The 13,506-nt window shown below is 71.7% G+C and carries 12 protein-coding genes; 4 read left to right on the top strand and 8 right to left on the bottom strand.

The window, feature by feature from the left end; all coding sequences use genetic code 11:
• The first annotated feature begins 36 nt into the window (after positions 1 to 36).
• Genes OG310_RS11780 through OG310_RS11770 form a run of 3 tightly spaced genes read left to right on the top strand, consistent with a single transcriptional unit; the run spans position 37 to position 3,234 of the window.
• Entirely contained in the window at positions 37 to 1,014 is a 978-nt protein-coding gene (locus OG310_RS11780) for an ABC transporter permease (RefSeq protein WP_329455832.1), read from the top strand.
• A gap of 11 nt (positions 1,015 to 1,025) precedes the next feature.
• Positions 1,026 to 2,087 carry an ABC transporter ATP-binding protein gene (locus OG310_RS11775; protein WP_329455831.1) on the top strand — a complete coding sequence of 354 codons (1,062 nt, stop codon included), beginning with the start codon at positions 1,026 to 1,028 and terminating at the stop codon, positions 2,085 to 2,087.
• A 25-nt stretch (positions 2,088 to 2,112) separates the two neighbouring features.
• The gene (locus OG310_RS11770; protein WP_329455830.1) at positions 2,113 to 3,234 is read left to right on the top strand and encodes an ABC transporter ATP-binding protein; all 1,122 of its coding nucleotides are present in this window, start codon (positions 2,113 to 2,115) and stop codon (positions 3,232 to 3,234) included.
• A gap of 259 nt (positions 3,235 to 3,493) precedes the next feature.
• On the opposite strand, the gene OG310_RS11765 is transcribed toward OG310_RS11770, so the two are convergent.
• From OG310_RS11765 to OG310_RS11730, 8 genes are all read right to left on the bottom strand, one after another.
• On the bottom strand, positions 3,494 to 4,108 hold the full coding sequence (locus OG310_RS11765) for a response regulator transcription factor (RefSeq protein WP_329455829.1): 615 nt from the start codon (positions 4,106 to 4,108) through the stop codon (positions 3,494 to 3,496).
• Positions 4,109 to 4,121: 13 nt separating this feature from the next.
• Positions 4,122 to 5,225, bottom strand: coding sequence for a sensor histidine kinase (locus tag OG310_RS11760; RefSeq protein ID WP_329460134.1), 1,104 nt, complete (start codon positions 5,223 to 5,225; stop codon positions 4,122 to 4,124).
• A 98-nt stretch (positions 5,226 to 5,323) separates the two neighbouring features.
• Positions 5,324 to 6,079, bottom strand: a complete 756-nt coding sequence (locus OG310_RS11755; RefSeq protein ID WP_329455828.1) for an ABC transporter permease — start codon at positions 6,077 to 6,079, stop codon at positions 5,324 to 5,326.
• Entirely contained in the window at positions 6,076 to 6,999 is a 924-nt protein-coding gene (locus tag OG310_RS11750) for an ABC transporter ATP-binding protein (protein WP_329455827.1), read from the bottom strand. Before OG310_RS11750 ends, OG310_RS11755 begins: the two co-directional genes overlap by 4 nt.
• A 183-nt stretch (positions 7,000 to 7,182) precedes the next feature.
• Positions 7,183 to 9,348 carry a hypothetical protein gene (locus tag OG310_RS11745; RefSeq protein ID WP_329455826.1) on the bottom strand — a complete coding sequence of 722 codons (2,166 nt, stop codon included), beginning with the start codon at positions 9,346 to 9,348 and terminating at the stop codon, positions 7,183 to 7,185.
• Between the two features lie 192 nt (positions 9,349 to 9,540).
• Positions 9,541 to 9,948: a DUF6113 family protein gene (locus tag OG310_RS11740; RefSeq protein WP_329455825.1), complete on the bottom strand. Its 408-nt coding sequence runs from the start codon at positions 9,946 to 9,948 to the stop codon at positions 9,541 to 9,543.
• Positions 9,945 to 10,868: an N-acetyl-1-D-myo-inositol-2-amino-2-deoxy-alpha-D-glucopyranoside deacetylase gene (gene mshB / locus OG310_RS11735; protein WP_329455824.1), complete on the bottom strand. Its 924-nt coding sequence runs from the start codon at positions 10,866 to 10,868 to the stop codon at positions 9,945 to 9,947. Before mshB ends, OG310_RS11740 begins: the two co-directional genes overlap by 4 nt.
• A gap of 65 nt (positions 10,869 to 10,933) precedes the next feature.
• Positions 10,934 to 11,128, bottom strand: coding sequence for a DUF2304 family protein (locus tag OG310_RS11730; RefSeq protein WP_329455823.1), 195 nt, complete (start codon positions 11,126 to 11,128; stop codon positions 10,934 to 10,936).
• 239 nt (positions 11,129 to 11,367) lie between these two features.
• On the opposite strand from OG310_RS11730, the gene OG310_RS11725 reads away from it, so the two are divergent.
• Positions 11,368 to 13,503, top strand: a complete 2,136-nt coding sequence (locus tag OG310_RS11725) for a S9 family peptidase (RefSeq protein WP_329455822.1) — start codon at positions 11,368 to 11,370, stop codon at positions 13,501 to 13,503.
• The last annotated feature ends 3 nt before the right edge of the window (positions 13,504 to 13,506 follow it).

The following is a 13,506-nucleotide window of genomic DNA, read 5'->3' as shown; positions in this document are numbered from 1 at the left end:
TCACAGCAGCCGCCGTCCTGAGAGCAGCGACCAGCCATGCTTCAATTCCTCATTCGCCGGACGTTCGGCGCCGTCCTGATCCTCATATTGATCAGTGCGATCACGTACTTCATGTTCTTCGCCATCCCGCAGGACCCGGCGACGCTGGCGTGCGGCAAGAACTGCACCCCGGACGCGCTGGCGATTGTCCGCAGGAACCTCGGCACCGACCAGCCCGTGTACCTCCAGTACTGGCACTACGTGGTGGGCATCGTCATGGGACGCGTCCAGGGCGGCAGCCACTGCCCCGCGCCGTGCCTCGGCATCTCCTTCGCGAACGGCCAGAACGTCTGGTCGACGATCCTCGACCGCTTCCCGCTGACGCTCTCCCTGATGGTCGGCGGCGCGGCCGTCTTCCTGGTTGTCGGCCTCGGTGCCGGCATGCTGGCCGCCTGGAAGAAGGGCAGCCTGGTCGACAAGGTGTTCAGCGGCGGCTCGCTGGTGCTCAGTTCGTTCCAGATCTACTTCCTCGGCCCGCTGGTGATGCTCGCGCTGGTGTTCTCCACCGGCTGGCTCGACAAACCCTCGTACACGCCGATCACCGAGAATCCGGTCGCCTGGTTCACGGGGCTGATCATCCCCTGGGCGGTCATGGCGACGATCTTCACGGCGCAGTACACCCGTATGTCACGCTCCTCGATGATCGAGCAGCTCCAGGAGGAGCACGTACGGGCGGCCCGCGCCAAGGGCATGTCCGCGAAGTACGTGTTCTTCCGGTACGCCTGGCGCGGTTCACTGATCCCGATCATCACGATCCTCGGTATCGACATCGGCGCCCTGTTCGGCGGTGGCATCGTCACCGAGGTCACCTTCGACCTCGCCGGCGTCGGCAGGCTCGCCCGTGACTCGGTGATCCAGAAGGACCTGCCCACGACCCTGGGTGTGATGCTGTTCAGCTCCGCCTTCATCCTGCTGTGCAACATCGTCGTGGACGCGTGCTACGCGCTCATCGACCCGCGCGTACGGCTGTCCTAGGAGTAACGACAGTGACCACACTCACCAAGCCCGAGGGCGCTCCGGTGCCGACCGCGTCCGACGCCTTCCTGTCGGTGCGCGACCTCAACGTGCGCTTCTCCACCGAGGGCGGCATCGTCAAGGCCGTGAACGGGCTCTCCTTCGAAGTCGAGCGCGGCAAGACGCTGGGCATCGTGGGCGAGTCGGGCTCCGGCAAGTCGGTGACCAACCTGTCCATCCTCGGCCTGCACGCGCCCGAGACCACCACGGTCGAGGGCGAGATCTGGGTCGACGGCCAGGACGTCACCGACCTGTCGCGCAGGCAGCTCGAAGCGCTGCGCGGCAACAAGATCGCGATGATCTTCCAGGACGCGCTGACCGCGCTCTCCCCGTACTACACGGTGGGCCGGCAGATCGCCGAGCCGTTCCGCAAGCACACGGGAGCGTCCAAGGCGGAGGCCCGCGCGCGGGCGATCGAGATGCTGGGCAAGGTCGGCATCCCCGACCCGAAGAACCGCGTCGACGACTACCCGCACCAGTTCTCCGGCGGTATGCGCCAGCGTGCGATGATTGCCATGTCGCTGGTGTGCAATCCGGCGCTGCTGATCGCGGACGAGCCCACCACGGCGCTCGACGTGACGGTCCAGGCGCAGATCCTCGACCTGCTCAAGGATCTGCAGCAGGAGTTCGGTTCGGCGATCATCCTGATCACCCACGACCTCGGCGTCGTCGCCAACACGGCCGACGACATCCTGGTGATGTACGCGGGGCGTGCCGTCGAGCGCGGCACGACGCGCGAGGTCCTGAAGTCGCCGCAGCACCCGTACACCTGGGGTCTGCTGTCCTCCATGCCGGGTCTGACCGGCGACGTGGACGAGCCGCTGCGGCCCATTCCCGGATCCCCGCCCAGCCTGCTCAACCCGCCGTCCGGCTGCCCGTTCCACCCGCGGTGCGAGTTCGTCGACCTGGTCGGGGGAGGGCGCTGCTCCAGTGAGCGGCCCGCGCTTCCCACGGGGCGCGGTTCCGCCTGCCACCTCACGGGGGAGCAGAAGCGTGAAGTGTTCATAGAGAAGATTCAGCCCCGGCTGGGCTGACGTACCGGCGACTGGGGCTATCACCATGAGCGAGAACAAGACGACCACGGCGGTCACCGACAAGGCCGCACCGGCAAAGGGCAGGCCTCTGCTCGAAGTCAAGGGCCTGACCAAGCACTTCCCGATCTACGGCGGGTTTCCCTTCAAGCGGCAGGTCGGCGCGGTCCAGGCCGTGGACGGCGTCAGCCTGGACGTCTTCGCCGGCGAGAGCCTCGGCCTGGTGGGGGAGTCCGGCTGCGGCAAGTCGACGACCGGCAGGATGCTGACACGGCTCCTGGAGCCGACGGCCGGGACGATCACCTACGAGGGCCGCGACATCACGCACGCGGGCCGCAAGGAACTCGCGCCGATCAGGTCCGAGATCCAGATGATCTTCCAGGACCCGTACGCGTCCCTCAACCCGCGCCAGACGGTCGGCAAGATCATTGCCGGCCCGATGGAGATCAACAACATCAACCCACCCGGTGGCCGTGAGGTCAGGGTGCGGGAGCTGCTGGAGACCGTGGGTCTGAACCCGGAGCACTACAACCGCTTCCCGCACGAGTTCTCGGGCGGCCAGCGGCAGCGCATCGGGGTCGCCAGGGCGCTCGCCCTGGAGCCGAAGCTGATCATCGCCGACGAGCCGGTCTCCGCGCTCGACGTGTCGATCCAGGCGCAGGTGGTCAACCTGCTCCAGGAGCTCCAGCGGGAGCGCGGTATCGCGTTCGTCTTCATCGCCCACGACCTGTCGATCGTGCGGCACTTCTCGCAGCGCGTCGCGGTGATGTACCTCGGCAAGGTCGTCGAGCTCGCCGACCGGGACACGCTGTACAACGGCCCCCGTCACCCGTACACCCACGCCCTGCTGTCGGCGGTGCCGGAGACGGACATCGACGCGCAGCAGCGCGAGCGCATCCGGCTGGTCGGTGACGTCCCGTCGCCGATCATGCCGCCGTCCGGCTGCCGGTTCCGCACCCGCTGCTGGAAGGCGCAGGACAAGTGCGCCACCGAGGAGCCGCCGCTGCTGCAGATCAGCGGCAACAAGGAAGGCCACCTGACGGCCTGCCACTTCCCGGAGGACCCGACCACCTCCGCCGCGGACCGCGAGGGGGACGTGGTCATGGACCCGGCCCTGCGTTCGCTGGAGAAGGACCTCGGGCACAGCTGACACCGCACGCGCGTACGGCCCCGCCGCCCCGGTCACCGGGGGAGCGGGGCCGTCGTGCTGCCGGGGAGCGCGGCGGTCCCTCTCGGGGTGCGCGAGGTGCGTTCGCGATGCCGGCTTGGTCGCCGGTGCCGGTGCCGGTGCCGGGCCGGGGCCGGCCGGCGTCCGGTGCCGTGCCGTCGGCCGTGCCGCCGGGACCCCGAGGCGACGCCGAACCCTGCGCGAAGGGCGGCAGCCCTGCCACGAGGTCCCCGGTGGACCGTCAGAGCCAGCCCTTGTCGGTGGCCGTGCGGACGGCCTCCGCCCTGTTGCGTACCGCCAGCTTCTGGATCGCCGTCGAGAGGTAGTTGCGTACCGTGCCCTGCGACAGGTGCAGGGTCCGCGCCAGTTCCGCGTTGCTCGACCCGTCCGCCGCCGCGGCCAGCACCTCACGCTCACGGTCCGTCAGCGGGTTCGCCCCCTCGGCCAGCGCCGCGGCCGCCAGGGTGGGGTCGATGACCCGCTCCCCGGCGAGCACCCTGCGTACCGCCTGGGCGAGTTGAGCCGCCGGCGCGTCCTTCACGAGGAACGCCAGGGCGCCCGCCTCCATGGCCCGGCGCAGATATCCGGGTCTGCCGAACGTCGTCAGCACCACCACCCGCACCGACGGCAGCTCCGCCGTCAGCCGGGCCGCCGCCTCGATGCCCGTCATCCCCGGCATCTCGATGTCCAGCAGCGCGACGTCCACCCCGTGCTCGCGGGCCGCGGCGACCACCTCGTCGCCCCGCGCGACCTGGGCGACCACGTCCATGTCGCCCTCCAGCCCGAGCAGTGCCGCGAGGGCCTCGCGGACCATGGACTGGTCCTCGGCGAGGAGGATCCGGATCTGCTCGCTCATGCCCCGGATCCTGTCAGACCGCTTCGGCCGGCGGGGCCAGCGGGACGCGCATCATCAGCGTCAGGCCCGAGCGGGACGACCGCAGGTCCAGCGTCCCGCCCGCCGTGTCGAGCCGTTCACCCAGCCCCGTCAGGCCGTTGCCCCTCGGTGCGGCCGCGACACCCCGGCCGTCGTCCTCGACGCTGAGCTGGAGGAACAGCCCGTCCAGCGTCTGGCGCGGTGCCAGCGCGATCTCGCAGTGCCTGGCTCCGCTGTGCCGTACGACATTGGTGACGGCCTCCCGCAGTGACCACGCGAGCGCTTCCTCGGACCCGCTGCCGAGCGTGCCGGGCAGATCCTCGGGAACCTCCGCGGGCAGCGTCGCCGCGATCCCGGCCACCGCGAGCGTCGTCCGGGCGCCCGCCAGTTCACCGGAGAGCGTCAGCCTGCGATATCCGCTGACCGCCTCCCGTACGTCGGTGAGGGCCTGCCTGCTCACCCGCTCGATGTCCCTGACCTGCTCGGCGGCCCGCTCGGGGAGGCCGGGCAGCATCCGGCCCGCCAGTTCGCTCTTGAGCGTGATCAGCGAGAGGGAGTGGCCGAGCAGGTCGTGCAGGTCACGAGCCATCCGCAGGCGTTCCTCGTTCGCGGCGAGCGTGGCGACCGTGGCGCGCGCCTCGCGCAGTTCGACCATCGTGCGCACGAGTTGGCTCACCCCCACCATCGCGAAGCCGCCGAGCAGTGCGGGGAAGACCAGCGACACCACGAAACCGGAGCCGTTCTGTGTCTGGAACCCGATCAGCACCATCACGGCGACCGTGGACGGGATGGCCACCGCGCTCTGCCGGATCGGCAGGGCGGCGCCCGCCGACACCGCCACGTACACGAAGAGCACCAGCCACGGCGAGCCCATGGTCAGCGCCAGGCAGAGCGCGATGGCGAAGGTGACCGCGAGCAGCGCCAGGACCCGGCCCGGGTCGAGGGAGCGACGCGTGTAGCGGAAGACCAGGGCGAGGTACGCGCCCACGAACGCCACCAGGCCGCACGAGCCGAGGACCACGGCCCACCACGTGTGGCCGCCGCTGTCGAGATCGGCCGCGGGCGCCCCGAGGTAGGCGAGCCAGATGCCCGTCCACATCAGCTTGATCAGCGCCTGGCGGCGGTTCTCCGGCGGCCGTCCGATGGGCACCTCACGGGCGTCGTACGGCGGGACGCCGCCCGTGGTCCGCTGCTCGCTCACGCCTTCCTGGTGTCCTTCCGGTACAGCCACGCGGCGCCTGTGGAGAAGAGGAGGAAGTAGCCGATCATGATGGCCACGTCCTTCGCGTGCGGGGCGCCGCCGAGCTCGATGGCCTGGCCCAGCCCCGCGTACGCATGGGTGGGCAGCCAGACCGTGATGTCCTGGAGCCACTGGGGGTAGGTCGTCGTCGGGAGCCACAGGCCGCCGAGGATCGACAGGCCGAAGTAGATGATCATCGTGATCGGCCGTACCGCGTCGCCCGTGGCCAGGTAGCCGATGGCCACGCCCAGCGCCGCGAAGCAGAGGCTGCCCGCCCAGATCACGCCCGTGAGGGCGAGCCACTGCCAGAGGTCCAGGTGGATGTGCTTGATGGCTGCCGCGAGCAGGAACACGATGATGATCGACGGGAGACTGACCACCGCCGCACTCGCGATCTTCGCGAGGACGTAGCCGCGCCCGGGCAGCGCGGTCAGCCGCAGCTGTCGCACCCAGCCCTTCTCCCGCTCCTTGGCGATCCGTTCGCTGTTGCCCATCAGCACCGCCGTCAGCGCTCCGAAGGACGCCATCGCGACCATGTAGAACGCGCCGAGCGTGAGGCCGCCGGTGCCCGCGATCGTCGTGTCGTCCTGCGGGCCCGCGATCACCAGGAAGAGGCCCGCCGGGTAGATCACCGAGAAGAACATGAACTTCTTGTTGCGCAGGGTGCGGGTGATCTCCAGCTTGATCAGCGCACCGTAGGCGAGGTTCATCATGCGGTCCTGGCCTCCTCGGCCTCGGTGATGGCCACGAACGCCTGCTCAAGACCGAGCCCGGCGACCTCCAGGTTGCGGGGGTAGACCCCCAGCCCGTACAGCGCGTGCACGGTCGCGTCCGCGTCGTGCGACTGCAGCCGCACCGTCGTGCCCGACACCGAGAGGGAGGTGAGGAACGGCAGCGCGCGCAGCGGCGCCTCGTCGATCTCGCCGTCCAGGTCGAACGCGATGCGCCGGGCGCCCGCCTTCGCCTTGATCTCCGCCGCCGTGCCGTCCGCGAGGAGCCGGCCCCTGTGCAGGACCAGGACCCGGTCGGCGATCGCGTCGGCCTCTTCCAGGTAGTGCGTCGCGAACAGGATCGTGCTGCCCTGGTCGGCCTGTTCCCGCATCGTCGACCAGAACGCCTGACGCGCTGTGACATCCATGCCGGTGGTCGGCTCGTCCAGCACGATCAGGTCGTTGGCCCCGGCCGTCGCGAGCGCGAACCTGACGCGCTGCTCCTGTCCGCCGGAGAGCTTGTCGACCATACGGTCCGCGATGGGCGTGATGCCGGCCCGGTCCATCACCTCCGCCACCGGAAGCGGCTTCGGATGCAGGTCGCACGCGAGCTGGACGATCTCGCGGACCTTCACACCCTCCATCAGGCCGCCCGACTGGAGCATCGCGCCGACGTGTCCCGCGGCGACGGCACCGGCCGGGCTGGTCCCGAAGACCGTCACGTTGCCGGTGTCGGGCTTGCGCAGCCCGAGGAGCAGATCGAGCGTGGAGGACTTGCCCGCGCCGTTGGGCCCGAGCAGCGCCACCGTCTCACCCGGGTGCAGGTCGAGTGTGAGGCTGTCCACGGCGCGGACCGCGCCGTACGCCTTCGAGACGTTCGCGAAGGTGACCACCGCCGTCGCGGCGGGAGCTGTTGACTTCATGGCTCCATCCTGCGGGCCGCGGGGGCGCTCCGGCAGTGCCGAATGTGGCCGACCCGGCATGACGGATGTCATGCCGGGTCGGTGACGCCGTGGCCGTCCGCCGGTCCTTGCGGCCGTGTCCGGCCGGGTGCCGGGTGGAGCCGCGGTCCCGCGGGAGCCCGCCGGAGCGCGTGGCCCGTACGGTCAGCCGGTCAGTCCCGTCGTCTTCGCGCCGATCTCACGGACCCGCTGGTCCGCGCTCTTGCCGCGCAGCGCCACCCGCAGCTGGTCGGCGACGTCCTGCGGCGTGACCGCCGTGCTGGAGCCGTCGGCCCGCTTGACCTTCACCCCGTCGAACTGGGAGCCGTACGCCTCCTTGAGCGCCTTCAGGTCGTAGCTGTCCACCAGCTTCCCGTCGACCGCCTTCATCGACAGGATCTTCGGCAGGGACACGGGGCCGAACGGGACCGCCGCGCCGTTGGCCGCCTTGATGGTGACGAGGCCGGACAGCGCGGGCTTCGCGAAGTCGTTCATCGCCCGGTCGAGCTCCGCCTGGCTGATCGTCGGCTGCTGCTCAACGGTCGGCAGCGTCACCCCGACCGGCCGGCCCGTCTGCACCTGGTTGCGGTAGGCGTCCCGTACGGACTGCTTGGCCCGCTCCACGTCGAGCCCGGTGCCCGCCTTGCCGGGCACGGCGACCGGCTTGCCCGTGTCGAACGTGATGGTGCCCTCACGCGCCGAGCCCAGCGACTGCGCCATCCCGGTGAGGGCGGCCGTCAGCTTCTCGTCGTCCAGCGGCATCACCGGGTCGACGGGACGCGGCCTGCCGAACAGCGAACCGACCACGTCGACCGGGTTGTAGTCCGGGCCCGAGGCGGCCTCGGCCGTTGCCTGGTCGTCCAGCGTCAGGCCCGCGTTCTGCGGCGAGAGGTTCTCGCTCTTCCCGCCGACGGTCAGCTTGAGCGGCATCGTGGCGCGGCTCCCGAGCCGCTTCTCCAGCGTGTCCACCGCCTGGTCCTTCGTACTGCCGCCGATGTCGATACCGAGCACGGTGGTGCCCTTCGGCACGTCCGCGTGGTTCATCACCAGGCCCGCCCCGTACAGGCCACCGCCCACCACGAGCACCGCCACCACCGCGAGGACCAGCTTGGAACGGCCCTTCTTCTTCGCGGGCCTGGCGGTCGCGGGCTTGGCCGCGGGCGCCGCGGCGGCAGGTGCCGCAGGCCGACCGGTCGGGCCGGCCCCGGGGCCGCCGGAGTCCTGGCCGGTCCCGGGGCGCCCGTCGAGTCGGGGTGTCAGGTCGGGGCGGGGGCGTCCGCCCGGCCCGCCGGAACCCGGGAAGGGCGCTGTGCGACCCTCGGCCGACGGGGCCGCGACCCCGCTGGAGAGCGTCGACCCCGACACATGGCTGCCGTCCGGTGCGGTGCCGGGGGCACCCGGCTCCGGAACGAGCTGCTGCGGGGTAAGGATCGCGGTGTCGTCGGACATGCGCGGCGGCCCGCCGGCGCCCGGGGCAGTGCCCTGCGCGGGCGTCCCGTGGACCGGGGTGCCGTCGGGCCTGCGCCCGTCGGTCTCCGGCGTGCCGTAGGGCGGCGTGTGACCGGGGCCCGCGGACACCGGGCCGCCCTGCCCGCCGAGTGTGCCGTTCCGGCCGAGCGCCGAGCTGCCCGTGGCCGGTCCCGCCGTGGGGCCGCTCGGCTGGTCGCCGGCGCCCGGTGCCGGGGGAGTGCCGTAGGGCGGGACGCCGAGACCGTCCGGCGCGGGGGTGCCGTCGCGGTACGCGTCCGCCGGGTACGGGTCCTGATAGGCGTCGCCGTAGGGGGACGCCCCCTGGCCGTGCCCGGCGTCACCGGGGGACGCCCCGGTGACGGGCGGCTCGGCGTCCGGCGCGTCCTCGCCCGGGCCCATGGGGCTGCCCGGCGCCATCGGCTTGCGTGGCGCGAACCAGTCGCTCGTCTTCTTGTCCGGCTGCGGCGACGGCTCTCCGGCGGGTTCCTGCTGGCCCTGTGCCGGAACGGCCGGCGCGCCGGGCACCGGCGTGGAGCCCGTACGCTCGGCGCCGCCGTCGTCCCCGGCGAGCGCGGCGATGCCGCGCCCGTCCGTGGCCTCGCCGCTGTCCGCGACCGGTGTCCGGACGACGACCGGCGGGATCGGCCGCGATCCGGGGATGTTGATCCGGATGCGGGTGGTCAGCGTGGTCTCGGTTCTGGGTTCTCCCTGGCGGGGACTCGCCGGTGCACCGGACTCCTCGGCGGCGTCCTGCTGAAGCCCCGGTGTCTGGCGCGATCCGTACGGCGGAGTCCCCGACGGATACGGCGAGCCACCGCGCCCGTGGGGCCCGGAGGGCGAACTGTCAGTTTCACGACTCAAAGCAGGTTCTCCCGGTTGGCTCCGCCGCCCGTTCTTACTGATATGCGTGTGCAGATCCCCGTGCCGGAAGCCGGGGGACGGTCCGGAGCGCGCACCACCATACTGGGCCTGGCGGACGTGTACCCGGTGCGTGCGTGAAGCCTTCCGTCCGGCACGGTATGTATACGGTCAATTCCGGGCCTGAGGACGAACTCACCTGCTGCGGGGCCCCGACCGCGCGGCGGAGACGGCGGAGCGAGAGACGGTGGCGCAGATCACAGCGATCACCATCCCGCCGAGCAGGTAGACGAGCGGCCCGATGCCGGCGGCGAACACACCGTCACCCTCCGGGCGGCCCATGCTGAGCAGAATAACGGAAACCAGCCACCCCGCGACCGCCGCACCGAGCCCCAACTGACTGCGGGTGGCGCGCCGTCCGCCGAGGAAGACGGCGGCCGTCGCGAGCAGTGCGAGAAGCAGCCCGCCGGGGAAGAGCCCGCCCTGCACCAGCGCGCCCGCGACGCCGACCGCCGCGCCGAGGACGAGGAGCCCGACGCAGGCCGCGATACGTCCCGCTCCGATGGGCTTCGTCATGTCGAAGCCGGACTGCGAGCCGCTCATGCGGCGGCCTCCCCGGCCAGCGGAGTCCCGCCAAGGCCCGGGATCCCCGCGAACAGGTCGCTCTCCCACTCGCCGGGCGGGGCCCCCGCCGTCCCGCGCGCCAACTCGTAGAACTCCGTCGTGAACAGCGGCTGGCCGAGGTCGTTGGAGAGCGCGAAGAACGGGCCGTCCACCGCGATCTGCGAGGCGTGTGCCCGCATCGCCTCCGTCTTGGCCGCGGCGAACGCGGAGCCGTCGATCGCGGCGCTGATCACATCGTCGTCCACCACGCCCGGCACGTCCGTCACATCCGCCACACCGGGGAACCGCACCCCGCTCGCGCGCAGCCGCCCGAAACCCTCCTCGGCCGCGGAGCGCGGCACCCGGTTCCAGTAGACCTTGGCGATCGTGTGCGCCGGGCCGAGATCGGGGCGGTACGCGGCGTCGGCCGCGAGCTCCGCCGCGCGCATCGCGACCCGGTGGGCCTGGATGTGGTCGGGGTGCCCGTACCCGCCGTTCTCGTCGTACGTGACGAGGACCTGGGGCCGCAACGAGCGCACGACCTCCACGAGGTAGGGAGCGGACACGTCGAGGTCCGTGTGCCAGAAGGCGTTCTCCCTCTCGTTCTGCGGGAGGCCCATCATCCCGGAGTCCCGGAACCGGCCGGGACCGCCCAGGAAGCGGTGGTCGCTGACGCCGAGCGCCTTCATCGCCCCGGCCAGTTCGCCGATCCGGTGCGGGCCGAGGGCGTCGTCCCGGTCGGCCGCGAGATGGGCGATCTCCGGCGGGATGACCTCGCCCTCCTCGCCGAGGGTGCAGGTCACCAGCGTCACGGTGGCGCCCTCGGCCGCGTACCTGGCCATGGTGGCGCCGTTGTTGATCGTTTCGTCGTCGGGGTGCGCGTGGACGAGCAGTAGCCGGCGGTCGGACGGATCGGTCATGGCACCAGCCTACGAGGCACCGCCGACAGCCGTCCGGCCCGTCCCCGGGCGAGCGCCGCCCGCCGTCAGAACTTGATGTTCCCGATCATGCCCGCCAGGCTCGACGTCAGGTTGGTGATCGTCGGGGCGATCGACGAACTCGCGAGGAAGAAGCCCGCCAGCGCGCACAGGATGGCGTGCCCCGCCTTCAGTCCCGACTTGCGGATCATCATGATGACGATGATCACGAGCAGCACCGCCAGCGAGATCGAGAGCACCACGGTGGTTCACCTCCACAGGGCGTTTGGGCAGGAGATCTGGGGACAGACGTCAGCGGAGAACGGTCGGGGGATCGGCCGGCGAAACGGCGGACGGACAGCGGTCGGCGGAAAACCCGGGCAGCATGTGCCCGGCGGGTGGTTCATACCCACCAGCCGCTATGGATCATAACTATCCGTACCAACGCATCGATCGGAGCACAGCAGCACAACGGGGGCGCACGGCCGTTAGATTCGGGTGCATGACCTTGAACGATCAGCTCTCGTTCCCGCGACAGCATGCGAAGACCCAGAGGTTCACCCTGGGCGCCCCCCGTGCCTTCACCGTCTCCCCGGACGGGACCCGCGTGGTCTTCCTGCGGTCCTCGTCGGGCACCGACCGGGTGAACCGGCTCTGGGTGGTGGACCTGGCGGCAGGCGAGCGCCCCAAGGAGCGGATCGCGGCCGATCCGCTGTCCCTGCTCGGCGGCGCGCCCGAGCAGTTGTCGGCCCAGGAGCGGGCCCGGCGGGAGAGGGTGCGGGAGGGCTCCGGTGGTGTCGTCGGGTACGCCGTCGACGAGGCCGTGGAGACCGCCGTGTTCGCGCTCTCCGGACGTCTGTTCACCGCGTCCCTGACCGAGCCCGTGGTGCGGGAGCTCGACGCTCCCGGTCCCGTCATCGACCCCCGGCTCTCGCCCGACGGCGCTCATGTCGCGTACGTGACGCGCGGCGCGCTGCGCGTCACCGAGGCCGACGGGAGCGGCGACCGGGAGCTGGCCGCCCCCGAGAAGGACGAGGTGGCGTACGGGGTCGCCGAGTTCGTCGCCGCCGAGGAGATGGACCGTACGCGCGGCTTCTGGTGGTCGCCCGAGTCCGACCGGCTCCTCGTCGCACGCGTCGACACCGCGAAGGTCCGCCGGTGGTGGATCTCCGACCCGGCGCACCCGGACAAGCCGTCGGCCTCCGTGTCGTACCCGGCCGCCGGTACGCCCAACGCCGAGGTGACGCTGTTCCTGACGGGCCTGACCGGCGAGCGCACGGAGGTCACGTGGGACCGGGCCCGATTCCCCTACCTCGCGCGCGTGCACTGGTCCGGGGCCGGCGCGCCGCTCCTGCTGGTCCAGTCGAGGGACCAGCGGCGCACCCAGTACCTGGGCGTCAACACGGTGACCGGCCAGACCCGCATCGTCCATCAGGACGAGGACCCGCGCTGGCTGGAGCTGTACCCGGGCGTGCCCGCCTGGGCGCCGGACGGCCGGCTCGTCCGGATCGCCGACGAGGGCGGCGCGCGCGTCCTCGTGGTGGGTGACCGCGTCCTGACGGGGGAGCGGCTGCACGTGCGGGCCGTGCTGGACGTCGACGTGCGGGACATCCTCGTCTCCGCGTCGGCGGGCCCGGAGGCGAAGGACCCCGAGACGGGCGAGGTGCACGTCTACCGGGTCAACGAACTCGGCGTGCGGCGCGTCTCGCAGGAGCCGGGACTGCACGGGGCGGTACGCGGCGGGGGCACGACCGTCCTGCGCTCGGCGGGTCCCGGCCGCGGCGGCCCCGCCGTGGCCGTGCTGCGGGAGGGCCGGCCGCCCCTCGCCATCGCCTCGCACGCCGAGGAGCCCGTCCTCACCGCTCGCTTCACGCTGACCGAGGCGGGCGAGCGCCGCATCCCGAGCGCCGTGCTGCTGCCGAGCGGCTACCGGGAGTCCGACGGGAAGCTGCCGGTCCTGCTGGACCCGTACGCCTTCCCGCACGCGCAGCGCGCGGTCAACTCGCACCACGCGCATCTGACGTCCCAGTGGTTCGCCGACCAGGGGTTCGCGGTGGTCGTCGCCGACGGCCGGGGCACCCCGGGCCGCAGCCCCGAGTGGGAGAAGTCGATCAAGGACGAGATGGCGGCCGTGATCCTTCAGGACCAGGTCGACGCACTCCACGCGCTGGCCGCGACGTTCCCCCTCGACCTCGCGAGGGTCGCCATCCGGGGCTGGTCCGGCGGCGGCTTCCTCGCGGCGCTCGCCGTGCTGCGCAGGCCGGACGTCTTCCACGCGGCGGTCGTCGGCGCGCCCGTCACGGACCTGCGGCTGTACGACACGCACTACCAGGAGCGCTACCTCGGCGACCCGGCCGAGAACCCCGAGGTGTACGCGCGCAACTCGCTGATCACCGACGCCGGCCTGTCGCTGCCGGCCGAGCCCGCCAGGCCGATGATGATCATCCATGGGCTGGCGGACGACAACGTGGTGGTGGCGCACTCGCTGCGGCTGTCCACGGCGCTGCTGGAGGCGGGCCGGCCGCACGAGGTGCTGCCGCTGACGGGCGCGACGCACATGACGCCCCAGGAGCAGATCGCGGAGAACCTGCTGCTCCTCCAGCTCGACTTCCTCAAGCGGTCCCTCGGCCTGTCCTGAACC

Source organism: Streptomyces sp. NBC_01497 (assembly GCF_036250695.1).
Classification (GTDB): domain Bacteria; phylum Actinomycetota; class Actinomycetes; order Streptomycetales; family Streptomycetaceae; genus Streptomyces.
This window is presented reverse-complemented; position numbering and strand designations above follow the sequence as displayed.

Coding starts and splice junctions, on each gene's coding strand:
- mshB (WP_329455824.1), bottom strand. CDS start 10,868: ATGACCGATCCGTCCGACCGCCGGCTACTGCTCGTCCACGCGCACCCC.
- OG310_RS11780 (WP_329455832.1), top strand. CDS start 37: ATGCTTCAATTCCTCATTCGCCGGACGTTCGGCGCCGTCCTGATCCTC.
- OG310_RS11770 (WP_329455830.1), top strand. CDS start 2,113: ATGAGCGAGAACAAGACGACCACGGCGGTCACCGACAAGGCCGCACCG.
- OG310_RS11755 (WP_329455828.1), bottom strand. CDS start 6,079: ATGATGAACCTCGCCTACGGTGCGCTGATCAAGCTGGAGATCACCCGC.
- OG310_RS11760 (WP_329460134.1), bottom strand. CDS start 5,225: ATGTGGACGGGCATCTGGCTCGCCTACCTCGGGGCGCCCGCGGCCGAT.
- OG310_RS11750 (WP_329455827.1), bottom strand. CDS start 6,999: ATGAAGTCAACAGCTCCCGCCGCGACGGCGGTGGTCACCTTCGCGAAC.
- OG310_RS11765 (WP_329455829.1), bottom strand. CDS start 4,108: ATGAGCGAGCAGATCCGGATCCTCCTCGCCGAGGACCAGTCCATGGTC.
- OG310_RS11725 (WP_329455822.1), top strand. CDS start 11,368: ATGACCTTGAACGATCAGCTCTCGTTCCCGCGACAGCATGCGAAGACC.
- OG310_RS11740 (WP_329455825.1), bottom strand. CDS start 9,948: ATGAGCGGCTCGCAGTCCGGCTTCGACATGACGAAGCCCATCGGAGCG.